Origin of the sequence: Prevotella sp. P3-122, from assembly GCF_002251365.1 — a bacterium.
Classification (GTDB): Bacteria; Bacteroidota; Bacteroidia; order Bacteroidales; family Bacteroidaceae; genus Prevotella.
Genome location: NZ_NPJH01000002.1, coordinates 1 through 24,132, shown reverse-complemented (window position 1 = coordinate 24,132; position 24,132 = coordinate 1). Strand labels below are relative to the sequence as shown.

Sequence of the window (24,132 nt, the reverse complement as noted above, 5' to 3'; positions counted from 1 at the left end):
CATCCCTTGTCCTAACCAATCCGTGTCATCCGTGTCATCTGTGGATAAATAGCATCAGCAATCAGTCATCAATAATAATCCCCGTCCGCCTGCGGACATCCGTGTCATCTGTGGACCTAATTACCTCCACTTATTCTTGTCCCACAGATTTCACAGATTTCCACAGATTTCGTCTGCATGCAACCCCTGGTTTGGTTATCTGGGTAATCTCATTCCCCTCTTATGCTCCCTCAGCACAGCTTCACGCCCCTTTCTCGCCATCTCCTCATATTTTTCTCTGTTGTCAACAATATCAGAGAGTATTCCTGGCATGTCTGCAGGGCAGTCATACACCACGCACGACACGCCGTTCACCACTGCGATATTCTCCATGGCATACCATGAGCCGATGACCAACAATCCGTTGGCCAGAGCATCCAGCACCTTTCCCTTGGTTCCTGTGCCGATGCTGATTGGCGTAATCTGTATGTCGTGCTTGCGCACCTCTTCGATATAGTCTGGTGCAAACGTCACGTGGTTGACGGTCCATCCCGCCTCTTTCAGCGTTACAGCGTGCTGTTCCCAGCCACGGCCCAGGAAGGTGATGACGAAGTGCTCTTGCAACATCTCCCTGTTGTTGGCCGATACCAATGCCGCCACCATCTCGTCCGCATCCTGCTGCATGTAGTAGTTGTACTGTCCGGCAACGAGCAGCCTTGTCTGGCCCTTATGGAATGATATTTCATGCTCTGGGTCATGAACCTCGTAGTGTGGATGGCGGATAAACCTCGCCCTTATGCCTGGGTTCATATCCCTCAGGAACCTGGCATCCTCCTCTCCAACCAGATGGTATGTAATGTTTGCCCTGTTTGCAAAGTCCCGTTCCATCCTTCTGAACTTCCTGTACATTATGGCGCACCGCCAGTATTTCTTCCAGTCGTTCATCACGAAACGGCATCCCAGCATCCTGTGGTAGTATAGAGCCTCTGAGTCGGGCAGGGTATGTACCACCTCTGTGTCGGGGAACATCCTTGAAATCCTCGACAACTCCTCGCCGTACACCCATATCATGTCCGGCTTCTTCGACCTTATCTCCGTTTCATAGTTCTTTGGCAATGTGATATAGTTGTGCAACGGATATTTCAGAAACACCCTTACGAACAGCAGATGCAGCTTGAATATCCACTTGAACCATGCTGGCTGTGGTATAAGGTGTATCTTAACGTCCAGTTCCTTTTCTGCCACAGCAATCTGTTCCCTGCTGAGGTTGTTGCAGTTGAACGAATACACCTCCACCTTCATGCCCTTTTCCCTTTTCACCATCATGTGGTAGGGTAGGGCCGATATGCCGCGTACATTCTCTTTGTACGGTGTATGTATCGAAATCAGTATTGTTTTCATTTATTGTTTTTGTCTTAAGGTTGTCCGCAATCTTAATGCGAGAATAGCCTTGAATGTAACATTTTTTAGTCTATGCCTTGCGCTATTCCTTTTGGTATACCTTACAGAACATCTTATTCGAAGCCGTCTTGATGTTGTTTATGCATATTGTCTTCAAGTTAGTCGCTCTTTGTTTCTGTGGATAACTATATATCTGTAAAGTTAAGTTGTTTACTGTTGTCTTCAAATGCTTTGAAGGAAAAACAGCATATAAATTACTTCCATATTATACTAAAATAAGCGTTGACAAATGGCACCAGAAGTGTAGTCTTAACAGATGCTGTTCTGCCTTTTATTGGGAAGAGTCCTTGTTCGATCATGAACGAAAAGATTTCCTTTTTTGTTTCTTTTGATAGTAATTTCTCCCTGTATAGTTGTATAATAATAGAGAAAACCAAAGAGTTTGATCTTTGAAGGTAGTCCTTGATGATGCGTTTTGAAGTCGGGATTCTATTGCTTATGTTTTTTAGTCTTTTTGCAACAACTATATCGCTTTTAATGTTATGTGCAATTTTTGGTACAACCCGTTCGTGAGATAATGATTTGTCGTTCCAATAATATGAATACCCTATAAGGTTTATACCCATAACTCTTTTCGCTACTGCGTAGGCGGCATAATTGAAGTCTGAATCTTCATGTGTGATTTTCGGGTAAAATGATAATTTGTACTCTTTAATAAGTTTTCGAGAATAAAAACATTTCCACACGGAACCTATGTCATTTGTGTGATGAAGTAGTTCAAATCCCGTATAAACTCTGTCTGTTTTGCGTAATGGCTTAGATAATTTAATAACATTTAGGTCCGAGTCCAAAAGCTCATATCCATAGAAACAGATATCTAAGTTGTTTTCTATACATTTGTTATATACCTTGCCGATGATATTTGGCTTTACAAAGTCATCTGAGTCAACAAAAAAAATATATTCTCCAGAAGCATAGGCTAATCCTGTATTACGAGCACCACTAAGCCCTTGGTTTTCTTGTGAAATAAGCCTGATGTTGTCATACTTGTTAGCGAAGGACTTAGCTATAGATACACTGTTGTCTGTAGAACCGTCGTTAACAAGTATAATCTCGTACTCAGATGACGGTAGGTCTTGACAGAGAAGTGAATACACACATCTTTTGAGATATTTCTCAACGTTATATACAGGTACAATGATACTTATTTTCATTTTGTTATTATTTTGAATCACTAGTAGTCTGTAAAGTCTAAAAAGTGACAAAACAAGTTACTTAACCAGCAATCAAACTGGACGTTTATCAGCGGAAGGAGAATGTTGTCTAACGCGCTAAATTTTAGAGCATTAAATTTGTCTATGTCAATTATTTTCCGTACATTTATAGTTGATGCCCAAAGGGTTACACTCAACTATGTCAAGACAGAAAATCATCATAACACTCTCCCTGAAAGATCAAAAGTTCCTGGAACAATTACTTTCCAAGGGTACATCCCCAGCTCGAACGATACGGCGCGCACAAATTCTACTCAATAGCAACAGAAAAGGCAAGAAACAATATACAACAGAAGAGTTGGCAGACTTGTTGAGCACAAAAAAGCAGACTGTCAGCCGGGTTTTGAAAGAATATGAAGTCAGTGGTATAGAATGCATATATCGCAAGACACGTAAGACGCCTCCGGTGGAGAGCAAGATTACAGGCGAAGTGGAAGCACACGTGATAGCCATGGCTTGTCACAATCCTCCTGAAGGATATTGCAGATGGACACTACGCCTGTTGTCAGAAAGGATGGTACAGATGAATTACATAGACAAGATAAGCCATACAACAGTGGGAAAGATATTGAAAGAGAATAGTCTCAAGCCACACCTTGTTGAGGAATGGTGTATACCAAAGGAACAAAGCGCTGATTTTGCCGCTTGCATGGAGGATGTGCTGGAAGTATATAGCCGTCCGTATGACGAACGGTTTCCTGTTGTCTGCATGGACGAAAAGCCTCTACAATTGCTGGCAGATGCGCGCCAAGGACGTCGTAAGAAGAATGGTGCTCTCATCCAAGATAGTGAATACGTCCGCAATTGTACTTGTAGTATATTCCTTTTTACAGAGCCTCTTGCAGGATTTCGCCATGCTAAAGCATTAGAGCATAGAACAAAGACTGACTGGGCCAAACAGATGAAATGGCTTGCTAACGAAGTTTATCCTAATGCTGAAAAGATTATCATGGTGTGTGACAATCTCGACACCCATGACAAAAGTTCTTTCTATGAGACATTTCCGCCAGCAGAAGCACTAAGACTCGCCAAAAGATTCGAATTCCATTATACACCCAAGCATGGAAGTTGGCTCGACATAGCAGAGATTGAGTTGTCTGCGTTATCTAAACAATGCCTCGGGAAACGGAGAATTGATAATTTGGAAGACTTGAACTCTGAACTCGAGAAATGGCACACTGATAGGAATGCTATGCAGAAAGGGGTGGACTGGCAATTCACAACAGACGATGCCAGAATCAAACTCAAACATTTGTATCCTATTGTCACTTTTTAGACTTTACAGACTAATAGTTCGCAAAGATAACACAAATACGAAGTTTACAAAAAATTAGCGACTCTACCTTTCTGTTTGTCTAATTTTCCCATAGCAAAGGTGTAATCACAGAGTGCTCTCCCCTCGTTGAACGCCGTGATGGTAGTGATGTCAAACCACTCCGTTAGCCTGTTGGCCATGGTGCTGAGCATCCGTTCCATACCACCGGAGTTATAGTCCGACTCGATGATAAAAGCAATGTTCATCATTCGTACATTCATTGTGCATTTAGATTCTTCAGCCGAACCTCTGCTGTCTAACCCTTCCATGCTATCCCACTCTTAATATCCTTTGCCGGCATACCGCCGATGAGTGTGTGTGGCGTGAGGTGTTTTTTGATGACCAGTGACCGTTGTGCCACGACACAGTCGTCGGCTATCACCACCCCTTTGCCGATATGACTGCCAGAGCAGATCCATACATGATTGCCAATGGTGATCGGCTTGCTCCGCTCCTTCCTCTGACCATTTTCGAAGATGTCGTGCCCGTCAGTGGTATTCATCTCGACCCGCCAGCCATAAAGATTGTCGTTACCGATAGTGATGTCGCGGTCACATGTGAAGAAGCAGTCGCCATTGCAGAAGAAGTTGTTGCCTATCGCCAGCCGCGCTCCGTTGATGACGATAGCCGTACCCCTCTCTATCGTTATATGCTCTCCCAGCACGAGTTTTCCACCTTCATGAACAGAGAGATAAGCTGCACGACTATCTCTTCGCTCTGTCCCAGTGAACCCCAATACGACCCTTGCCCGCCGTGGTTCCGAGGTAAAGACGATGTCGCCCCTGTGTAACGTCCCAACCTTCAGTTTGCTCACAAGGATCGGAATCCGAAACGCCTGACGAAAAGGTAGATATCGGAGACAGAAGAGAAGAGACTTGGGGTAAATACGAAGATAATAAATTAATCGATTCATCTTTTCTTATAGCCTTGTATTGATAGCATTCCAAACAGGGAAAATGGAAGGAAAATATCCCATCATCCAGTAGGTAAATTTCTGTCTTATCGGCAAATTATCATGTCGATAAGTTTTCAATGCCTCTTTCATAACATGACACATTCTTCTTTCTTCTTTCTGATTGTGAAAATAGCGAGACTGGTAATAACAATTAAGGATACTATTCAAATAAGAATGTATTAACATCTCACGACACTTATCAGATAGCGTGGATGTATCAAGAAGCATTTTTTTTCTGGACTCTGCATAAGTCAGGTACTTAAATAATTTCGAAGGATCGCTCATGTAAGAACTACTTGATGTACGCTGGTCATAATGGTACATTACCTTATTTACGAATACACCATTTCTACACTTTTTGGCATATTCTACGTCGAAGAGCGTATCTTCTCCCACAAATATATCTTTATCAAATCTGAGAGAACCGATAATAGAATTCTTAAACAGCTTATTGAAAGGCCCAGCATTGTTACCGAACTTCTGTCCTATGATGAGAGAGACTAAGTCATTTTTATTTGATATAAAGGTTGATGGAGCAATGTTAGGAACCTCCTCTAATGCTGAAAAACAAATATCAGTTTTACTTTTCCCCATATTATCAAGGAGTATTTTAAAATAATCCGGATCGATATAATCGTCAGAATCTACAAATCCCACATACTCTCCTTTTGCGATATCCAATCCTCTGTTTCTCGCTAAACAAACGCCTTTGTTTCCTTGATGAATGACAATAATTCTATCATCTTGTTCTCCATACTCATCGCATATGCGACCACTATTATCCTTGCTCCCGTCATCTACTAAAATGATTTCCAAAGAACTGTACAGCTGATTTAGTATGCTATCCAAACACCTTCGCAATGTGCTTTCAGCATTATAGACAGGGATAATAACAGAAATCATGATTTATATTTTATTTAATCAATATTCATTTACTACAGTCTAACCAAAAGTCTGAGAAGTCTACGCAATATAATTTCTTTTAGGCCACCATTACAAACTGCGGACACACTTTTAACTATATCTGTGGGACACGTGCTAAATTGCTGATTTGAAAAAAATGATTCGTAATCGTTGTAGATACGCGAAGGCAGAGTATCTTGTAAGAACTTCTTACGCTCACTCAACACCTTCTCCCATTGAGTGGAAGAGACCCCACCTTCCTCGCATAGACAAACGACGACATCAATATGCTGGTAAGTGGCATTTTCAAGAATCAAGCATTTGAACATATGTGCCCAATCAGCTACTATCTTCAGATGCTCATCATAAAGCTGATCCTTAAAGGTCTTTGCCTTTATAAAGGTTGCTTGATGATAAAGAGCCGTAATGAACATATAACGGCAAGTCACATTTCGAGGAGAGGTATGGATATCAGAACCCACAGCATGATTTCCTGTGATAAAGTCTGCATTACGGTCAACACAGAAAACATCTTTCAAGACATGGTCATTATAGAATGTGTCGCCGGAATTCATAAAAATGAGATAGTCGCCCTTAGCAACTCGTATACCTTTATTCATCCCATTGTATATGCCTCCATCCTTCTCCGAAACCCAATAGTCTATATGGCTGGCATATTCTTCTATAAGTTCCTTACTTCCATCAAAAGAACCTCCGTCAATAACGATAAACTCGTAATCATCAAAATATTTTTGATTTATCACACTGAGAATCGTATCTTTAAGACCTTCTTTATGATTGAAGTTAACAGTTATAATAGACAACTTCATTTTGATATTTTTTTAGTAACCATACCCATGATCCTATGCGTCAAATCTCTGGTTCCCTGAGTCAACGAATATAGAAGAACCAGATAAATAATGCAAAACATAGGAACTGTAATAACTCCTTTTTTAATCAAATTAAGAAAAGAATCTCCAGCATTAATTGTAATTAGATTGAACAACATAGTTGAAATAATAATTGATGCCATCAATGAAATATAGAATTTCATCTCCTGCATCCAATAAACAGACATTTTACTACGAAAACCCACCTTAAAAAGATAATATGGTTTCCAAACAATGATTATAATAAACGTGCTCACTATTTTCCCCAACAGAATACCTGCAATACCTAAAAAAGGAGCAGTTGCAAGCGTTGTTGCAATATTAAGTATGAGTTCTGCCCAAGCTGCCCACGTATCGGCGTAATGTCCAAAAGCTGTATTAAACATATCAACGGCTCCACGTGTTTGAGAGATGAACACTGTTACAAGTAATAAAATGAGAATAGTATGATCCAACAAATATCGTTTGCCCAACCAGAGAGATATAAAGGGTTCTAAAAGATTGTAAACTGAAAAAATAAGAAATCCAGCTACAAAGAAGCGTAGAGCAACTATTTCCCAAAAAACTTCTTGTGATCTCTTATTATTACCTTCTGCCACTAAATTGCCAACACCTGCCGTAAAACTACCTAAAGCAGAGTCAAACATGGAAGAAACCCTTGTTACAACCAAAGTGTAGTTGCCGTAGTAGGCTACCATCTTCAACGAGACAAAAGCGAAAATCAAGATTTGGTCACTCTGGTTTAACAAGAAATCCTTGATTTTATGAATAAACACCTGCTTCGTAAATCCAATCAAATATCGATACTGAGAAAAAACTTTTTTCCCTTTAGCAACCGAAGCGTGCAACCATGGATATGTCTTATTAATTTTATAGTTGAGAACCGCACAGCCTATAAAAGAAAAAAGAAACTCTAAGATAATCCATACATAATAGTTGCCCAATTTATATGCAAAAAACATTTGTAATAAGCATTTTACCACTGAGGCTCCCTGTATATAGATCGAGACCACATATTGCTTCTGATCTGCAGTCAAAAGGATCTGCCGATAATTGATGAAATAACCCAACAAGGAAGACCCCAGGATGCAAAAGAAAGCAAAGTAGATAAGTCCAAAATCAAAGACAGTCTTTTTGAAAATTAGAGGTATAAACAAACTAAGAATACAGCCAGCAACTAATATCAATAACCCTATTTTCCTGTAAAGATAGCCAAAGACGGAAACCAATTCTTCTACTTTTTTCCTATCTCCTTGTTCTATGGGTTTATAGAGATTGTAACTCACGGCGGCTCCTACGCCCATTTCTGCCAGACTGAGAAACCCAAGAATGTTGGACAATGTCCCACCCAAGCCCATGAAGTCTGCCCCCAGACAGTTAAGGAATATTTTCCTGGAAAAGAAAGAAAGGAGGATAAAAACGAAATAGTAAAATAGGTTTACCCTCGCATTGAGCAGACTCTTATATATGCGTGACTGTTGAACCATTAATATCAGATTATGGATGTAATACCTTTCTTCAAAAAGGCTTTAATTGATTATGCGGATGATTAAGCTGAATCTTAAGACAAGCAGATGAATGAATTTAACTATAGCTTGTATCTATCGATGACCAGCCTCACAAGATAATTGTTTGAACAGTTTTATCCATCTCTCCATAATATCATCTATGTTGAAACGTTGAATATTCTCTTTTGCATTATTCCCCATCGATATTCTAACATCAGGATGTTCAATGAGGTACAATATTTTCTCTATCATTGCTTCAGGATTTCCATATTCAGTTACAAAGCCGTCTATCCCTGATTGGATAATCTCAGAGGGACCGCACGGACAATCGTACGCAATAACAGGTACGCCGTAGGCCATACTTTCAATAATGACCAACGGCCAACCCTCAGAAACTGATGGCAGTAGAAAGATTGAAGATTTTAGATACTCCTCAGACGGATGAAGTGTATATGGAAGTATATGAACAGTCCGTAAGTTATATTTTTTTATCTCGTGTTTTATCTTTTCTTTCTCAGGCCCATCGCCTACAAGGTATAGTTCCCAGTCAGGGTGAATATCTTGAACCTTGAGCCAATTTCTTAGGAAAGTGGCTATGCCCTTTATAGGATCAAATCTTGCTAATATCAAGACTTGCTTATTTGTACATGTAGAGACAGTCGAAGGATGCAAAAATGTTGCATTGGGAATATTCAAACATTTATGTTGAAGCAATTGCTCTATATGGTTGGCTTCTCGCTGTGTCAAGGCTACCAGGTGGTAATATTTCGTCCTCCTTTGCATCTCCTTCTCTTCTGACAAAGATAATTGATTCACACTATTATACCACCCATGGAACTCTTGAATGCGAGCAATATGATTTGTCAGCCAAACGACAAGCATTGGCTCTAAACGAGGCATAGTACTCACTATAATATCCGGACGGATCTCCCTGTACAACTTCAACAACCTAAAACATAAATAAACGAAACGGAGGATCCTTCCAATGACAGGGATGTTTCTTAACCGCGTCAATCGATCTATACTTATAGAATGAAAATTTATCTTGTCAGAATACACCCCCTTGCGAGGCACACATTCCTTATCCAAGACATTCAAATTGTGAATGTCAAAGCCCTTGTCAACAAGGTAGTTCTCTTTTAAAGAAGTTATCTTATTGATACCTCCTGTACCAAATTTGTCTTGTAAATATAGAATCTTCATACTAGTGTTTGATTGAGAACTCTATTATTTAATGAAGTAGCCTGCCTATCATTTTGCGCAACCTTATAGCGATAATTGCCAACCGATAATGATTAAGTCCCAATAATACAAATCTATTTACTCCTGTTACTTTATAATCTATCAGATAATGAAACTCCTTTTGGTACTTGGTACTTGAAAAAGACTGATAATATAAACAGAGATAAGATATCCAAGGCAACTGGTGTTCCACCCACAATGGCCAGAACTTTGTGTTTATAAATAATTCACGGAAAAGGGTAACAAGCCCATTTGCCGTCTTATTGAAATTCGGTTCCTTGCTCATTGTAATACTGTTTGGATTAGCAGTACGGTCATAATGATACAAAGCTTTATCCACATAAGCGAGTTTCAAAGGGTGTAAAAGAAGTTGAGCATTAATATACATATCTTCCAAGAGGATAATGTCTGCCGAAAATTGCACGTGAAATTGTTGAAAAATACTTCTGCGTATCAGCTTATTCCACATCAGCCCCCACATTTCGCCGCGTATGATTTCACCAAGGACATTATCTGCGCTAAAATAATTTGGACGTTGTTTCACTTCCTTGACCGCATTGTCCAAATGTTCGAAATAATCACAAATGACCATATCTGCGTCTGTTTTCTTAGCTTCTCCATAAAGGGCCTCTAACGTGTCCGGTTCTATACAATCGTCTGCATCAACAAAAAGAATATAGTGTCCAATTGAAGCCTTGATGCCAGATGAACGTGCAAGACTCAATCCCATGTTCTTATGATTAACGACTTTAATTCGAACGTCTTTACTTGCATAAAGATAACAGATTGACAAGGAACCATCATTACTGCCATCATTGACAAGAATCAATTCGAAATCATGAAATGTCTGTTTAAGAATGCTATCCACGGTACGCTGCAGCGTTTTCTCTGCATTATAGATTGGTATAATTACAGAGACTATTGGGTCATCTAAAGAAGTTGATCTATAGTTTGTTGTCTCATTCATTTTGACTTAACTTATTCCAATGTTATTTTGTAAGCATGGTTTAGAAGCACAACCTTCTTATCATGAAAGACCTTTTTTGCCTGCAGATAACATGCCTTGACTAAAGGAGGCATCGAATCCTCACCCTGCCACCAAAATATCCATATAGTTGATAATGTCATATCGGCAGAAGGCGAATAATTCCGCATATCCGATTCCAGCTCTGAGAGCAGAGACGAATACTGATGCTTCAAAAAAGATAACCTCAGATTCTGAATATAAACCGTACGCGTGTCTTTATCTCTTATAATATGAGATAAAAAGCTTAGTCTTAATGCAAGCCATATGGATGTACAAGACCTTATTTTATTGAATTCTTGAAACATAATATATAGTTTAAATCTTTTACTATCGGTTTCACCCAATTCTACATCAACCTCGATATTTTTATTGTGTTAATTTGCATGAACAGGAACATTATGATAGTCGTGTATGTGCTATAGTGAAAACGTCAATACCCCGCCACGTCATATCAACCAGTTATGTGGACTATTTTTAAATCCAGTCCCTTGGTTTCACTGCACTGTGGATACAGGTATAGATATCAAAGGATTGATTTTTATTTAAACATAACTTTCTTGTTTTCAAGCTAAAACCGCATAGAACATTTCATATAGACTTTAACTCGAAGATTTTTAAGAGCTGATGGCAAGGCAAGGAACGAGACTTTTACAACGAGGCCTTAGCGTCCTCTGCGTAGCCAATGCATGATAATGCACGTTAACTTCATCTCTTTTTTATTTAAACAACATTTTCAAACTTTGATTGTGCACTTCTTAGCGTCCTCTGTGCATTTGCGAGAGTTCTTTCTTAGATGTTTATTGCGTGATTTTTTTCTCGCCAAGGCGCCAAGGTCGCAAAGTTGATGACTGATGATTGATGATTGATTATTGATTGCTGATGACTGATTTCTGATTGTTGATAGCTGATGCTATTTTCCCATAGATTACATGGATGAACATGGTTGTCCGCAAGAGGACGGGTTTTGTGTGGAGCCACGAATATAACTTGTTATCGAATAGTGTCAACAGATTACTTAGATGACACGGATGTAAGTACTCTATTTATGGCATAGCGTTGCTTCTCAACAAAAGAAGCGAGCTTCATGGTATTCGGTTTTTACTTTATTTCTAAATTTTCACTGCTGCACATAATTCTTATGTCTAAATTGAGAAGAATGATATGGCTATGCTGATAAAGTAGAATATTAAGCTTATCCTGGCATTTAGGAGGCTTTTGTATACCCTGGACTCTTTTTGCATCTTTGTGGGTTAATTAAATATTCCTTGCAAGGTCCTGTGTTTCCTGCTATTATATTCTTTTCAGTTTGGCAATTATCAGGCTAAGCTTGTTTCCTAATAATTTCTTTGCCAATACTCTGAGTTTTTCCTTTTGGTAGTATTTGGTAAAACTGTCAATGTGGCATTCGCCTGGGTAGTTGAGGTATTCGTCTTTTATGCGGTTGAACTCCTCGTTGTTGCCTTCCATTTTTAATATTGTCATTAGCTGAAAGTACTGACTCTCCATATTCTCGTACATGGCTTGACATCTACATATAGGGAGTGACTCAAGTAGCCCCTTGTAGTGGGATATGTAGAGGTAGCGTTGCTTCTTACTGCTTTGGCCGCCAATCCAACTGGTAGGAGTAAGACGGTATACTCCCATCTTGTTTGGAATGCAACGGATTTTTCCGTATGTAAGGCAAGTGTAAACCACCAAGTTGTCTCCCATTCTAAATTTCGGGTTCGTTGGAACCTTATTCCATATAGATGTTCTTAGAACCATTGAGCAGGTAGGAACTTTCCAGTATTTTATTGTTTCCTCTATGGTGTAGTCTCTGTCTTCCAGCTTTCCGAATACGTCATATTTTGTCCTGCCTTTTTCTGCAACAATGTCCACGTCGTGGAAACACATTGTGTACTCAATGTGCGTGTCGAGAAAATCGGTTTGCTGTTGCAGCTTAGTCGGGTCTGTCCAGAAGTCATCGCCCTCGCAGAGTGATAAGTATGTTGATTTGTCTAACCATTCCTGAACGTATTGTCTTTTCGGCAGGCCTTTGGAGTAATGGTTTTCCTTTAGAAGTATGGCGTAGAAGAAGCAGTTCTTGTTTGTATTGTGTTGAGCGAGTAGTTTGATTGCTTTGTCTGTCTCGCTTCTGTATGTTTCGTCTTGCTTGTCAACAGCGAAATTGCTGTTTATGAATTCCAATATTACATCTTGTTCGCCATCTGTTGAGGCGTCATCGATAATACAGCATATATATGGACTGTCTGTCTCCTGCATAGCAAATCCCTTCATCGTATCCGTAATATACTGTGAATGGTTGTATGTTATGCAGTATACGCATGTTTTAATATTTGTTTCCAACATAGTTTCTTACTATTTGATTTAAAAATACTCAATTTAGGGCCTATCACCTTTATGTGCACTTTTCCAGTGCCTACAATGGAATGAGTTAAAGATTCGGAGTCTGTTATCTCCTAATTTATATTCTATTTGCTGTTACATAAATGAGAATTTAGCTGTTTAGAATTCATTATTCCATATCGGCAAACAAGAGTGATGCGTAAAATAATCCTGTAACAATAGAGCTTCTATTAATCCAGGAAGATATTTCTGCTCATCTATAATATACCATTCAATGATTATTTGCTTTATTTCTATATCTTTATTTATCATTTGGGTGAAAAAATCTTGCCTTCGTATCCCTGCTTGTTTGTTATTTAACCTATTTCTTAAATTTTGCGCCTTAAAAACTCCACATTGTAATATAGTACCGCTCTTTCCAATATATAGGATATCTCCACCTTTTGTATTTTTACGGAAGATATAGACCCCATATCCATCAGGTATACAATCAGTATTCTTTTTTAAATTATCACCCAATTTAAATGAGCAATATCCTTTATCTTTATATTCTATGTCCATGATTTATTTCATCCGAAATATTGAGTGACGCTATTGCCCCAACTTTAATTTCAAAAAGAATCAACATTGTTTGCTCTAAAGAAGGAGGAGTTGTTGTATGACTTGTTTTCGACAGTCACTGGTTCATACTTCTCGATAAAAGCTTTTACGGCATGAGCAATAGAGTCTTGCTTTACTACAAGCTGACGCAATGGCTCTTCCGGTTCCTGCACATTATTGTTCTCTTTTGGGGAATTGGCAAAGACAAAGCAAAGAACTATGCTGATTGCTGCCAATGTGGAATACAAAGGCCAAGTTGCTGTTGACCTTAGTCCCTTCTTTAATTGGTATGTACATAGAGAATAGCCTTACTTGCTTTTATTCTCTCTGTGATAACCTTTGCCGTTTCTGCGCATGTCAAATCCCGCAATAGTTCATCTTTGTCGTTTACCCAATCCATATAAACATTGAGACCCATAGCATTCAAGGAGTCTTTCAATTCTATCAATTTATCCTTGTCTTTGTATGAGTGAGATAAAAATAGATCGTAATGTTTCATTTGTTCGAGTGGTGAATTATATATAGCCTTTAACAAATCCTGCGGAGAAAGTATGGGAACGAATCTTTTGGTATGGGTCAATTTCTTTTTCCCCTTCCTGCGTCCCTTGTGAACACCAGTAACCCCAAGTTCATTTAATTTCAGCCATGCATAGTGCTGGAGAGGCAAGTTCTTTTCGCATCTTACAAGCTTTGTTAGGAACTGTATTGTACCTTCACACTTATATTTTGCCAATTCGTGAACAATGAGATATCTAGTGTCAATATCTTCAGGATTCAACTTGCGAGTATTGTAATACGCCTTTATATGTTGGTAAACATAACGAGGTTGAGTGTGCTGTTTATATCGCTCTCTTTTCGCTTCACTTTGTTCTCGGCTACGGAGCTTTGACAAGGACTGCTTCCTGACGGATTCAATGCATGCTTCAGCTTCTTTTATAGATTTGCCTCTAATAAGGCTTGTATCTGCCTTGACAGATAAATGACTTTTTAGGAACAACTCAGGAGACGCGAAAGAATAAACAGAGCCAAGATGCTTTTTCTTCCGTGAAGAATTCCATAAAACCATCTCTTTATGAATTTCACACACTTCTTTCCACAGATTAGGATAGCAGTATTTGAAGACATCAACCACATCTTTATTTCCTGCAAGGCCCTTGGCTTTTTCGAAAGGTTTCTTAATCTTCTTCCATAAGACAAGTTCTTTCGATTCGGCTACACGATTTGCTGAAATATGCTTTGCCATCTGGTTGTGTTATATCTAACTTTATGGATTCACTTCAGTACTCGTTCCTTTAGTTTCTAACAATTTTGCTGGATTACCTATTACAGTAGTCCCGCTTTCGAATGATTTTGTGACGACAGAACCTGCACCCACAATACTATTTGGACCAATTATTTTTGCTTTTTTTGATATTAGCAGCGATTTCTGACCTATAAAGACAAATTCTTTAATATTGAGAAGGGCTCCTACTAATGCTTGAGGTCCAATGAAAACAAATGATTCAATATTTGTAGTGTGGCAAATTAACGCCTGATCGCGCATCACAACTCCATCTGCGATCGTTACGTCAGCCTGTACAATACAGTTGGGGGCTATCAAAACTCCATTCTGAGATACATGTGCAAATTTTGAAACCCGAGCTGTTGGATGTATAAGAGTTGGAATAATTCCACCTCTACTATAAATTCGGTCTGTAAGATCTTTTCTGATTCTCATATCTCCCATGGTCAGGAGGAACAACTTGCCAGTTATATCTTGACTAAATAGATCTTCAAATGATCCTAGTATCTTATATCCATGATCCATTTCTCCAGTTCTATCATTATTATAATGATATAAGCCAGCTATTGTATATCCGCAATCAATTGCTATCTCTATAAATACAGGCGTTGTGAAACCAATACCTAGTGCATATAATTCTTTCATCATGATGCCCTCCTGTGTTCATTAAAATCTATAGAAGACATCAAGCACATTACACTAATACATTTTACCCCTCCCCCCGCTGTACTTTTGTTATCTTTGCAGGATTTCCCTTGACTATAACATTGGGTGGTACGCTTTTTGTTACTACAGCACCTGCACCAATAATTGCAGACTCTCCTATAGAATCGATTTTACCTGAAATACAAACAGAACATTGTCCTATAAAGGCTTGGTCATAGACTTCAATATAAGCACCCACATATGCTTTAGGACCACAAAATACATACTCATGTAGTTGTGTATTATGTCCTATCACTACTTGTGGCCATAAGACACATCCCTCACCAACTATAGCATCTGAGTGTATTTCACAAGAAGAACATACTAACACTCCACAATCAGATATTTTAGCAAAACGAGAAATAACTGCATTAGGATGAACAAGAGAAGGTATTACACCCTTCCTATGTAATAATTCCCGACTTACTTCCCTTTTAATTTCCATATTACCCATTGTAAGCATAAAGTTCTTACCCTCTATATTTGAAGAGTACAAATCATTGAAGGACCCTAGTATTGGGAATCCATGATCAGTCTGACCTGTTCTATCGTCATTGTAATGATAAAGACCTGCCACTCTATATCCGCATGCTTCTGCTAATTCTGCAAAGAATGGCGTGCTATGACCAACTCCTAGTAAATATATTTCCTTTGGCATATTCTTCATCGAATTAAATCTATTATTCTCTGAATATCATCATCACTTAATGCGTGGTGCATGGGCAAGCACAACACACTATATGCCATCTTATGGGCGTTTGGCAGGTTCTCTGGTCGTGCAGACTCTAAGCCTCTGTAGGTGGAGAATTCACTGATTAACGGATAGAAGTATCTGCGGCCAAGGACATTGGCTGCTCTCATCTTTGCATACAGTGCATCGCGACTCATGCCGAAGGCTTTCTCATCGATAAAGATGGGGAAGTAACTGTAGTTATGCCTTACTCCAGGCATGTCATCGAAGAAGGTGATGCCTTCCACATCGAGAAGGGCTTCGCGATATTTGATTGCTACCTGCTGACGGGCAGCAATGGCGGCATCCACCTGACGGAGATTGAGAAGTCCGTAGGCTGAACGCATCTCGTCCATCTTGGAATTGATACCAGGGCCTACAACGGTTACTTCATCGTGAATGCCGAAGTTCTTCAAGTCATCTATGCGTTTCTTTGTCTTTTCATCATGCATTATCATCGCTCCACCCTCGATGGTATTAAACACCTTGGTGGCATGGAACGACAATGTTGACATATCTCCGGCATTGAGAATGCTCTCATCATTTACCTTTACACCGAAGGCATGGGCGGCATCATATATCACCTTCAGTCCGTATGTATCGGCAATCTCCTGAATGCGCTTGGTGTCGCAAGGTTTGCCATACACATGCACAGGCATAATGGCTGTGGTCTTTGGAGTAATAGCAGCCTCAATCAGGTCGGGATTGATGTTACCAGTTGCTGGGTCGATATCCACGAACACTGGTTTACAACCGTTCCACCATATAGAGTGGGTTGTCGCAACGAAAGAATAAGGTGTGGTAATTACTTCTCCAGTGATTCTCAAAGCCTGAAGGGCGGTGAGCAATGGCAAAGTGCCATTAGTAAATAGGCTTACGTAAGGCACTCCTAAGTATTCTGCCAAAGCTGCTTCCAGCTTCTTGTGGTAGCTGCCGTTGTTTGTTATCCACTTACAATCCCAAATTTTCTTGAGTTCTTCATGGAACTCGTCAAGATTTGGAAGTAAGGGGGATGTTACTGTTATCAATGATTTATCCATTTTATATAATGTTTTTTCTTTTATTTCGAAGGGTCGCTCCGAAATTGAGCTGTTAGCAGACAACGTACTTTGCCGTTCTTAATCATGAACGTCCGTAGATGACTCACAGAATAATAACAGAAGAGTTTCTGTAAAAATACTGCGGATAGACTTAATCAACGGCTTCATAGTTATATGTGGAACGCGAAAATAACGGCTCATCATACGTTTAGAATGATTACCACTTATTGTTGCATGGCCAGGGGATATTGTTTTCATTGCTGATAAGGTTAATAACCTTAAGGCCGTAAGGTTAATAACCTTTCATGCGTAAGGTTATTAACCTTATCGATGGTGCAAACGTATTCGTAGACTATGACATATATATTAGACTCTCCATAAATATATAAGACATCACTCCATATTTCGGATGAACCTGATTATTGATTATTGATGACTGATGATTGATTATTGATTGCTGATTGCTATTTATCCACGGATAACACGGATGACACAGATGTCCGCAGGCGGACGGGGATTATTGTTGATGACTGATGACTGATTATTGATGACTGATTGCTGATTGCTGATGTTGTTTATCCACGGATGACACGGATGTCCGCAGGCGGACGGGGATTATTGTTGATGACTGATTGCTGATTGCTATTTATCCACGGATTACACGGATGGCACGGATAGTCAGGACATGGGATGTGCTCAGATAAAATCTGTGGAATCTGTGGAATCCGTGGGACATGAAGGCTGTTGGGGGGCATTAAAGCCCACAGATTACACGGATGGCACGGATGTCCGCAGGCGGACGTGGATTATTGTTGATGACTGATTGCTGATGCTTTTTATCCACGGATAACACGGATGACACGGATGTCCGCAGGCGGATGGGGCTTTTGCCTGGGAATCGGTATGTGCAGGACTGGAGTTGTCCTTGACGGATGGATATGTGAGGAATGTGTGTTTTTAAGACTCTGGTGTGGGGCATGGTTAGGGACAAGACTTTTCCTCCCGTCATCCTTGTGGGTTGCGGTAGGGTGGGGTGTCCGGATAACTAACCTAATTCTCCAGCTGTAGAAAACATAAGTCCTGACAAATATGGGAAAAGGTGAGGCAATGGATTGCCTGTTCCGTTTGTATTAGCCTACGTTTATTGAGTCTTACCCGTTTTGCCCAGAATGGATGTCTTGACATACATGGTCATCCTGTTTATTTGGCTTCGTTTTCGCAGAGTCTTTATTAGCTATGATGTGAATTTGTTGCAAAGGTAGTTCTTTTTTCGGAAACATCAAATAGTTTTCCTGATTATTTATCGTGAATGAATGGAAAATCGGGACGTTAGAGGAAGGGTTGACATTTTGCGAAGGGCAAAATGAGGAGCATAATGAGGAGAAAAAGGGGAGAAAACGTAGAGCGAATGTTTTTTTTGACGGAAAAAGGTTGAAATATCAATATATTTACGTATATTTGCGCTCAAAACAATTTAATTATGATATTAATATGAAAGATTTCATCAAGTATGTGCTGGCAACCTTCGTTGGTTTGCTCCTTTTTCTTGTCGTTTTCGTCATTTTCGGCGTGATGAGTCTTGTCGGTATGGTTGCATCTGGTGAGGCTACGAAGAATGTGAAGGAGAACTCCGTGCTGGTGGTCAATCTCAGCGGAGTGATGGAGGAGAGGGCTTCGGAGAACGTCTTCGGCCAGTTCACTGGAAATGCATTCAACAATCTTGGGCTGGAAGAGACGCTTAGCGCCATCAAGAAGGCTAAGGCAAATGAAAACATCAAGGGTATCTACATCGAGTGCGGCGCCCTGTCGGCAGATATGGCTCAGATACAGGAGCTACGCGACCAGTTGCTTGACTTCAAGAAGAGCGGCAAGTGGATTGTGGCATATGGTGATATATACACTCAGGGTGCGTACTATGTTTCTACGACAGCCAACAAGCTGTATGTCAACCCGCAGGGCAGCATCGACTGGCACGGTATCGGCGTGGAGCCAATATTCGTGAAGGACTTGCTGGCCAAGTTCGGTATAAAGATGCAGGTGATAAAGGTTGGTAAGTATAAGAGCGCTACAGAAATGTTCACTGGCTCAGAGATGAGTGAGGCCAACCGTGAGCAGACCCAGAGGTATGTTGACGGCTTGTGGGCTAATGTGTGCAAGGGTGTGTCGGAAAGCAGGAAGATTAGTGTGGAGAAGCTCAATCAGCTGGCCGACAACTCGCTGGTGACGGCCGATGCGCAGACGCTTGTCAAGGAGAAGATGGTCGACGGCCTGCGCTATGCCGAGCAGGTAAAGGCTGAGGTAAAGAAGATGCTCGAGGTAGAGGATGATGAGGATATCTGCCAGCTTAGCGTTGCCGACATGGTGAACGTGAAGGACGAGAGCGAGCGAGGTGACGATGAGATTGCCGTATACTATGCTTATGGTGACATCGTACAGACGTCGGTTGGTGGCAGTTTGTCAAATACGACTGCCATTGTAGGCGCTGACGTGTGCCGTGACCTGGAGAAGCTGGCCAAGGATGATGACGTGAAGGCTGTCGTCATAAGGGTGAACTCCGGTGGTGGCTCGGCATATGCATCTGAGCAGATTTGGCACCAGGTGGAGCTGCTCCGCAAGGAGAAGCCTGTTGTTGTCTCCATGGGCGGCAAGGCTGCCTCGGGTGGCTACTACATGAGCTGCAATGCAAACTATATATTCGCAGAGCCTACTACGCTGACGGGCAGTATAGGCATCTTCGGTATCGTTCCTGACAATAGCGAGTTGCTGACGCAGAAGCTCGGCCTGAAATTTGATGCTGTGAAGACCAACAGGAACAGCCTCTTCGGAACGTCCTCGCGTCCGATGAACGACGAGGAAATAGGCTATCTCACTGCATCTATAGGCCGCGGTTACGAGCTGTTCCGCAAGCGTGTTGCTGACGGCAGGAAGATGACTGTTGACCAGGTGGAGGCTATAGCCCAAGGACATGTGTTTACGGGCGAGGATGCCTTGAAGATAAAACTCGTGGACGAGCTTGGCGGTCTGGACAAGGCTGTTGCCAAGGCTGCACAGCTTGCCAAGGCCAAGAGCTACTATACACGCAACTATCCCGAACAGACTGACTTCTGGGACCAGCTGATGAACGAGACTTCCGGATCGTATCTGGACGGAAAGATGCGTGCTGCACTTGGTGTGCTCTATGAGCCGGTGATGATGCTGCAAAATGTCAATAATTCTGATAGACTGCAGGCACGGTTGCCATACTGGATTAATGTGAAGTAGGGGTCGAAGGTCGAAGGACGAAGGGCTAAGGTCAAAGGTCGGAGGTCTAAGGACTAAAGGCTAAGGTCGGAGGTTCGTGTTTGTGAAAAATTATAAATCTGAGTGAGGACAGAAGGTGACTTTATAAAGGTAAATGAATGGCTGATGCCGTTGAGCTGGCTATATGGGGTGGGGGTGCTTGTAAGAAACAAGCTCTTCGACCTGGGGGTGCTCAAACAGAAGTCGTATAGCATACCGGTGATTTCGGTAGGCAACATTACTGTTGGCGGCTCGGGAAAGACACCTCATGTGGAGTATCTCGTGAACCTGCTTAAGGACAGGGTGAAGACGGCCGTGCTCTCAAGGGGATATAAGAGGAAGTCTAAGGGGTATATCCTGGCAGACCGTACGGTGACGATGAGTGATATTGGTGATGAACCATTCCAGATGGCTCGGAAATTTGACAATGTGTACGTGGCCGTCGATAGGGATAGAAGGAATGGCATCAATAGACTGACGGGCGACAGTGAGACAAGTGATGTAGACGTGATCCTGCTTGATGATGCTTTCCAGCACCGGTATGTGAAGCCTGGAATAAATATCCTGCTGGTTGACTATCACCGGCTGATTATATACGACAAACTGCTGCCTGCAGGCAGGCTGCGCGAGCCTATGAACGGAAAGGCCAGGGCGGACATGGTGATTATCACGAAGTGTCCGAAGGACCTTAAGCCAATGGAGTTCAGGGTTCTCACCAAGGCCATGGACCTGTATCCGTATCAGGACCTGTTCTTCACAACTATAGAGTATGGAGAGCTAGTGAAGGTATGGAAGACTGATAGCGATAATGGCGGAACAATGACTAATGAGCAGCTGAAGGACATGAACGTGATGTTGCTCACTGGCATTGCCTCGCCAAAGCAGATGGTAAACGACCTGTCTCCATTGTGCAAGTCGATAACTATGATGGCCTTCGGCGACCATCACGCCTTCTGCAGAAAGGATGCCGACCGCATCAACGAGATGTTCGCAACCATGCCGCTGCCACGCATCATCATTACAACGGAGAAGGACGCGGTGAGGCTGGAGGAGACGGACGGACTGGCTGAAGAGGTCAGAAACGCCCTTTACGTGCAACCTATATGTGTGAGGTTCATGTTGGGGCAGGAAGAAGATTTCAACAATAAAATTATAAGCTATGTACACAAAAATTCAAGAAACAGCATCCTGGCTAAGGGAAAGAATGACCACAAGCCCAAAGACAGCGATAATACTGGGCACAGGCCTGGGACAATTAGCTTCCGAGATAACTGATACGTACGAGTTCCCATATGAGCAGATACCTAATTTCCCTGTGTCTACAGTTGAGGGACATGCGGGCAAACTGATATTCGGTAAGCTTGGAGGAAAGGATATCATGGCGATGGAGGGACGATTCCATTTCTATGAGGGATATAGCATGAAGGAGGTCACTTTCCCTGAGAGGGTGATGTATGAGCTGGGTATCAGGACGCTATTTGTGTCGAATGCGGCTGGTGGTATGAACCCGAAGTTCAAGATTGGTGACCTGATGATTATCAATGACCACATAAATTTCTTCCCTGAGCATCCTCTGCGTGGCAAGAACTGTCCTCCCGGACCGCGCTTCCCAGACATGCACGAGGCTTACGACCATGAGCTGATAGCGTTGGCCGACAAGATTGCTGAGGAAAAAGGCATTAGCGTACAACATGGTGTGTACGTAGGTGTGCAGGGCCCGACTTTCGAGACACCGGCTGAGTACAGGATGTACCGTCTGCTGGGTGGTGATGCTGTGGGCATGAGCACCGTACCTGAGGTAATCGTTGCAAGACATTGTGGCATAAAGGTGTTTGGAGTGAGCATAATAACTGACCTCGGTGGATTTGATACTCCTGTTGAGGTTAGCCATGAGGAGGTGCAGAAGGCCGCCAACGCAGCACAACCGGTGATGACAGAGATAATGAGAGAGATTATTAGGAGATCGTGAGGGCAAAGGGAACGCCTCACAACCCAAATGACAGGTGAATAATAGAAAGGATAATTCTTAAATGGAAATTTCCAAACTTGGTGAGTTCGGACTGATACACCGGCTCACGGATAATATAGAAAGAAAGAATAACTCAACAAAGTACGGCGTGGGTGATGACTGTGCCGTCCTGCATTATCCTGACAAGCATGTGCTGGTGACTACCGACATGCTGATGGAGGGTGTACATTTCGACCTTACATATATTGATATGAGGCACCTGGGATATAAGGCCGCAATGGTGAACATCAGTGACATATTCGCCATGAACGGAACGCCTCGGCAGATGACGGTCAGCATAGCGGTGAGCAAGAAGTTTAAGGTTGAAGACCTTGACGAGTTCTACTATGGACTACGTGCCGCATGCAACAAGTGGAATGTGGATGTCGTTGGCGGGGATACCACATCGTCATTCACCGGATTGGCCATAAGCATAACGTGCATCGGTGAGGCCGCTGAGGAGGAGATTGTTTACCGTAATGGTGCGAAAGATACTGACCTGATATGTGTCAGCGGTGACCTGGGCGCTGCCTATATGGGGCTACAGCTCCTGGAGAGGGAGAAGGCTGTGTACTATGGGCGGATTGATGATATGAACAGACGAATAAAGGCTGCAAAGGCTGCTGGTGATGACGCACTGGTGGCGAAACTGCAGAAGCAGGCACAGGAACTTAATGACTTCCAGCCTGATTTCTCTGGCAAGGAATACCTGTTGCAGCGACAGCTTAGTCCGGAAGCCCGTGGTGACATTAGGGAGAAATTGCGCGGGGCTAATGTACATCCGACGGCAATGATAGACATCTCTGACGGACTAAGCTCGGAGTTGCTGCATATCTGTGAGCAGAGTGGTTGCGGATGCAGGATTTTCGAGAAACAGCTCCCTATAGACTATCAGACTGCTGTCATGGCTGAGGAGATGAACATGAATGTCACTACGTGTGCCATGAATGGAGGCGAGGACTATGAACTGCTTTTTACTGTTCCAATTGGCGACCATGAGAAGGTGGCTGCGATAGAGGGCGTGAGAATGATAGGACATATCACAAGAAAAGAACTCGGAAAACAGCTTGTGGCAAGGGATGGAGCGGAGTACGACATCACTGCGCAGGGCTGGAACCCACTGAGAGATGGCAATGGAGAATAGCCGGAATTGACAAGAATGGAGCTGCGTTGAATTGCGTCTCGTGGTATCACAACTAAGGTTATTAACTAGGGTGTACAGTTTGATGTGCAAAAAATGAATATCCTAATTCTGAAGCTCATGTCGGTAATTGTCGCGCTGTAAGCGCAAAAGCGCATAGCCCAGGGTAGAGCGTAGTGACACCCTGGGTTATTTCATGTAAGTGATGGTCGCGCTGTAAGCGCAAAAGCGTAGATAACAGCAGGACAAATAACGGCTCAGTAGCTATTTAGTGTGGGTAGGCGTAAAGTTTAGCAATGCGAAAGAGGAAGAACTTCTTATCAACGACGCCTCTCAGATTGGCTCTAAAAAGTTTGATTTTAGCATTGAATGATTCCGCTAATGCGTTTGAAGAACGATTGTTGTAAAAGTTAAGGATCTCATCATAATGTTCGTAGAAGGTAGCGGCAATAACGTTGAACGAGTGCAGTCCCGCCTCCTCAACCTTGTTGTACCATCGAGCCATAG

Annotated in this window: 23 protein-coding genes; 5 read left to right on the top strand and 18 right to left on the bottom strand. The window is 41.9% G+C overall.

What is annotated here, in order from left to right:
- Window positions 1-195 precede the first annotated feature (195 nt).
- Both CIL02_RS00120 and CIL02_RS00115 read right to left on the bottom strand, forming a co-directional pair.
- Window positions 196-1,380, bottom strand: a complete 1,185-nt coding sequence (locus CIL02_RS00120; protein ID WP_094398465.1) for a glycosyltransferase — start codon at window positions 1,378-1,380, stop codon at window positions 196-198.
- Window positions 1,381-1,634: 254 nt separating this feature from the next.
- The gene (locus CIL02_RS00115; RefSeq protein WP_094398464.1) at window positions 1,635-2,594 is read right to left on the bottom strand and encodes a glycosyltransferase; all 960 of its coding nucleotides are present in this window, start codon (window positions 2,592-2,594) and stop codon (window positions 1,635-1,637) included.
- Window positions 2,595-2,793: 199 nt separating this feature from the next.
- Here CIL02_RS00115 and CIL02_RS00110 point away from each other — a divergent pair, with 199 nt between their 5' ends.
- Window positions 2,794-3,930, top strand: coding sequence for an IS630 family transposase (locus CIL02_RS00110; protein ID WP_094398463.1), 1,137 nt, complete (start codon window positions 2,794-2,796; stop codon window positions 3,928-3,930).
- A gap of 44 nt (window positions 3,931-3,974) precedes the next feature.
- On the opposite strand, the gene CIL02_RS00105 is transcribed toward CIL02_RS00110, so the two are convergent.
- The 15 genes from CIL02_RS00105 to CIL02_RS00035 form a co-directional block, all read right to left on the bottom strand.
- The gene (locus CIL02_RS00105) at window positions 3,975-4,190 is read right to left on the bottom strand and encodes a glycosyltransferase family 4 protein (RefSeq protein WP_141210062.1); all 216 of its coding nucleotides are present in this window, start codon (window positions 4,188-4,190) and stop codon (window positions 3,975-3,977) included.
- A 35-nt stretch (window positions 4,191-4,225) separates the two neighbouring features.
- Complete coding sequence (locus CIL02_RS00100; protein WP_170934962.1) at window positions 4,226-4,783, bottom strand: acyltransferase; 558 nt, start codon at window positions 4,781-4,783, stop codon at window positions 4,226-4,228.
- A gap of 105 nt (window positions 4,784-4,888) precedes the next feature.
- Window positions 4,889-5,827 carry a glycosyltransferase family 2 protein gene (locus CIL02_RS00095; protein WP_094398460.1) on the bottom strand — a complete coding sequence of 313 codons (939 nt, stop codon included), beginning with the start codon at window positions 5,825-5,827 and terminating at the stop codon, window positions 4,889-4,891.
- A gap of 32 nt (window positions 5,828-5,859) precedes the next feature.
- A complete protein-coding gene (locus CIL02_RS00090) occupies window positions 5,860-6,657 on the bottom strand; it encodes a glycosyltransferase family 2 protein (RefSeq protein WP_094398459.1) in 798 nt (265 codons plus the stop codon).
- A complete protein-coding gene (locus CIL02_RS00085) occupies window positions 6,654-8,075 on the bottom strand; it encodes a lipopolysaccharide biosynthesis protein (RefSeq protein WP_240513466.1) in 1,422 nt (473 codons plus the stop codon). Before CIL02_RS00085 ends, CIL02_RS00090 begins: the two co-directional genes overlap by 4 nt.
- Before the next feature lie 243 nt (window positions 8,076-8,318).
- A complete protein-coding gene (locus tag CIL02_RS16495; RefSeq protein ID WP_256387539.1) occupies window positions 8,319-9,008 on the bottom strand; it encodes a glycosyltransferase in 690 nt (229 codons plus the stop codon).
- 448 nt (window positions 9,009-9,456) lie between these two features.
- Complete coding sequence (locus CIL02_RS00075) at window positions 9,457-10,434, bottom strand: glycosyltransferase family 2 protein (RefSeq protein ID WP_094398456.1); 978 nt, start codon at window positions 10,432-10,434, stop codon at window positions 9,457-9,459.
- A gap of 11 nt (window positions 10,435-10,445) precedes the next feature.
- Window positions 10,446-10,799: a capsular polysaccharide synthesis protein gene (locus CIL02_RS16915; protein WP_141210061.1), complete on the bottom strand. Its 354-nt coding sequence runs from the start codon at window positions 10,797-10,799 to the stop codon at window positions 10,446-10,448.
- A 985-nt stretch (window positions 10,800-11,784) separates the two neighbouring features.
- Window positions 11,785-12,843, bottom strand: a complete 1,059-nt coding sequence (locus CIL02_RS00065; RefSeq protein WP_141210060.1) for a glycosyltransferase — start codon at window positions 12,841-12,843, stop codon at window positions 11,785-11,787.
- Window positions 12,844-12,999: 156 nt separating this feature from the next.
- Window positions 13,000-13,401 (bottom strand): hypothetical protein, encoded by a 402-nt coding sequence (locus CIL02_RS00060; RefSeq protein ID WP_094398453.1) that lies wholly within the window; start codon window positions 13,399-13,401, stop codon window positions 13,000-13,002.
- A gap of 50 nt (window positions 13,402-13,451) precedes the next feature.
- Complete coding sequence (locus CIL02_RS00055; protein WP_094398452.1) at window positions 13,452-13,676, bottom strand: hypothetical protein; 225 nt, start codon at window positions 13,674-13,676, stop codon at window positions 13,452-13,454.
- 44 nt (window positions 13,677-13,720) lie between these two features.
- A complete protein-coding gene (locus CIL02_RS00050; RefSeq protein ID WP_094398451.1) occupies window positions 13,721-14,683 on the bottom strand; it encodes a hypothetical protein in 963 nt (320 codons plus the stop codon).
- A 21-nt stretch (window positions 14,684-14,704) separates the two neighbouring features.
- Complete coding sequence (locus CIL02_RS00045; protein WP_094398450.1) at window positions 14,705-15,370, bottom strand: hypothetical protein; 666 nt, start codon at window positions 15,368-15,370, stop codon at window positions 14,705-14,707.
- A 61-nt stretch (window positions 15,371-15,431) separates the two neighbouring features.
- On the bottom strand, window positions 15,432-16,085 hold the full coding sequence (locus CIL02_RS00040; protein ID WP_170934961.1) for a transferase: 654 nt from the start codon (window positions 16,083-16,085) through the stop codon (window positions 15,432-15,434).
- 5 nt (window positions 16,086-16,090) lie between these two features.
- Window positions 16,091-17,197 carry a DegT/DnrJ/EryC1/StrS aminotransferase family protein gene (locus tag CIL02_RS00035; RefSeq protein ID WP_094398448.1) on the bottom strand — a complete coding sequence of 369 codons (1,107 nt, stop codon included), beginning with the start codon at window positions 17,195-17,197 and terminating at the stop codon, window positions 16,091-16,093.
- A gap of 1,491 nt (window positions 17,198-18,688) precedes the next feature.
- Here CIL02_RS00035 and sppA point away from each other — a divergent pair.
- The 4 genes from sppA (at window position 18,689) to thiL (ending at window position 23,628) form a co-directional block, all read left to right on the top strand.
- On the top strand, window positions 18,689-20,458 hold the full coding sequence (sppA, locus tag CIL02_RS00030) for a signal peptide peptidase SppA (RefSeq protein WP_094398447.1): 1,770 nt from the start codon (window positions 18,689-18,691) through the stop codon (window positions 20,456-20,458).
- A 102-nt stretch (window positions 20,459-20,560) separates the two neighbouring features.
- Window positions 20,561-21,751, top strand: coding sequence for a tetraacyldisaccharide 4'-kinase (lpxK, locus tag CIL02_RS00025; protein WP_094398446.1), 1,191 nt, complete (start codon window positions 20,561-20,563; stop codon window positions 21,749-21,751).
- Window positions 21,636-22,445, top strand: a complete 810-nt coding sequence (locus CIL02_RS00020) for a purine-nucleoside phosphorylase (protein ID WP_094398445.1) — start codon at window positions 21,636-21,638, stop codon at window positions 22,443-22,445. Before lpxK ends, CIL02_RS00020 begins: the two co-directional genes overlap by 116 nt.
- A gap of 61 nt (window positions 22,446-22,506) precedes the next feature.
- The gene (thiL, locus tag CIL02_RS00015; protein WP_094398444.1) at window positions 22,507-23,628 is read left to right on the top strand and encodes a thiamine-phosphate kinase; all 1,122 of its coding nucleotides are present in this window, start codon (window positions 22,507-22,509) and stop codon (window positions 23,626-23,628) included.
- Between the two features lie 265 nt (window positions 23,629-23,893).
- Here the strand turns inward: thiL and CIL02_RS00010 are convergent.
- On the bottom strand, window positions 23,894-24,132 hold a 239-nt coding region (locus tag CIL02_RS00010; RefSeq protein ID WP_094398443.1), incomplete at its 5' end, for a transposase.

Excerpts from the sequence above, each read along its gene's own strand:
- CIL02_RS00120 (WP_094398465.1), bottom strand. The coding sequence starts at position 1,380 with ATGAAAACAATACTGATTTCGATACATACACCGTACAAAGAGAATGTA.
- CIL02_RS00115 (WP_094398464.1), bottom strand. The coding sequence starts at position 2,594 with ATGAAAATAAGTATCATTGTACCTGTATATAACGTTGAGAAATATCTC.
- CIL02_RS00110 (WP_094398463.1), top strand. The coding sequence starts at position 2,794 with ATGTCAAGACAGAAAATCATCATAACACTCTCCCTGAAAGATCAAAAG.
- CIL02_RS00105 (WP_141210062.1), bottom strand. The coding sequence starts at position 4,190 with ATGAATGTACGAATGATGAACATTGCTTTTATCATCGAGTCGGACTAT.
- CIL02_RS00095 (WP_094398460.1), bottom strand. The coding sequence starts at position 5,827 with ATGATTTCTGTTATTATCCCTGTCTATAATGCTGAAAGCACATTGCGA.
- CIL02_RS00090 (WP_094398459.1), bottom strand. The coding sequence starts at position 6,657 with ATGAAGTTGTCTATTATAACTGTTAACTTCAATCATAAAGAAGGTCTT.
- CIL02_RS00085 (WP_240513466.1), bottom strand. The coding sequence starts at position 8,075 with ATGGGCTTGGGTGGGACATTGTCCAACATTCTTGGGTTTCTCAGTCTG.
- CIL02_RS16495 (WP_256387539.1), bottom strand. The coding sequence starts at position 9,008 with ATGCAAAGGAGGACGAAATATTACCACCTGGTAGCCTTGACACAGCGA.
- CIL02_RS00075 (WP_094398456.1), bottom strand. The coding sequence starts at position 10,434 with ATGAATGAGACAACAAACTATAGATCAACTTCTTTAGATGACCCAATA.
- CIL02_RS16915 (WP_141210061.1), bottom strand. The coding sequence starts at position 10,799 with ATGTTTCAAGAATTCAATAAAATAAGGTCTTGTACATCCATATGGCTT.
- CIL02_RS00065 (WP_141210060.1), bottom strand. The coding sequence starts at position 12,843 with ATGTTGGAAACAAATATTAAAACATGCGTATACTGCATAACATACAAC.
- CIL02_RS00060 (WP_094398453.1), bottom strand. The coding sequence starts at position 13,401 with ATGGACATAGAATATAAAGATAAAGGATATTGCTCATTTAAATTGGGT.
- CIL02_RS00050 (WP_094398451.1), bottom strand. The coding sequence starts at position 14,683 with ATGGCAAAGCATATTTCAGCAAATCGTGTAGCCGAATCGAAAGAACTT.
- CIL02_RS00045 (WP_094398450.1), bottom strand. The coding sequence starts at position 15,370 with ATGATGAAAGAATTATATGCACTAGGTATTGGTTTCACAACGCCTGTA.
- CIL02_RS00040 (WP_170934961.1), bottom strand. The coding sequence starts at position 16,085 with ATGCCAAAGGAAATATATTTACTAGGAGTTGGTCATAGCACGCCATTC.
- CIL02_RS00035 (WP_094398448.1), bottom strand. The coding sequence starts at position 17,197 with ATGGATAAATCATTGATAACAGTAACATCCCCCTTACTTCCAAATCTT.
- sppA (WP_094398447.1), top strand. The coding sequence starts at position 18,689 with ATGAAAGATTTCATCAAGTATGTGCTGGCAACCTTCGTTGGTTTGCTC.
- CIL02_RS00020 (WP_094398445.1), top strand. The coding sequence starts at position 21,636 with ATGTACACAAAAATTCAAGAAACAGCATCCTGGCTAAGGGAAAGAATG.
- thiL (WP_094398444.1), top strand. The coding sequence starts at position 22,507 with ATGGAAATTTCCAAACTTGGTGAGTTCGGACTGATACACCGGCTCACG.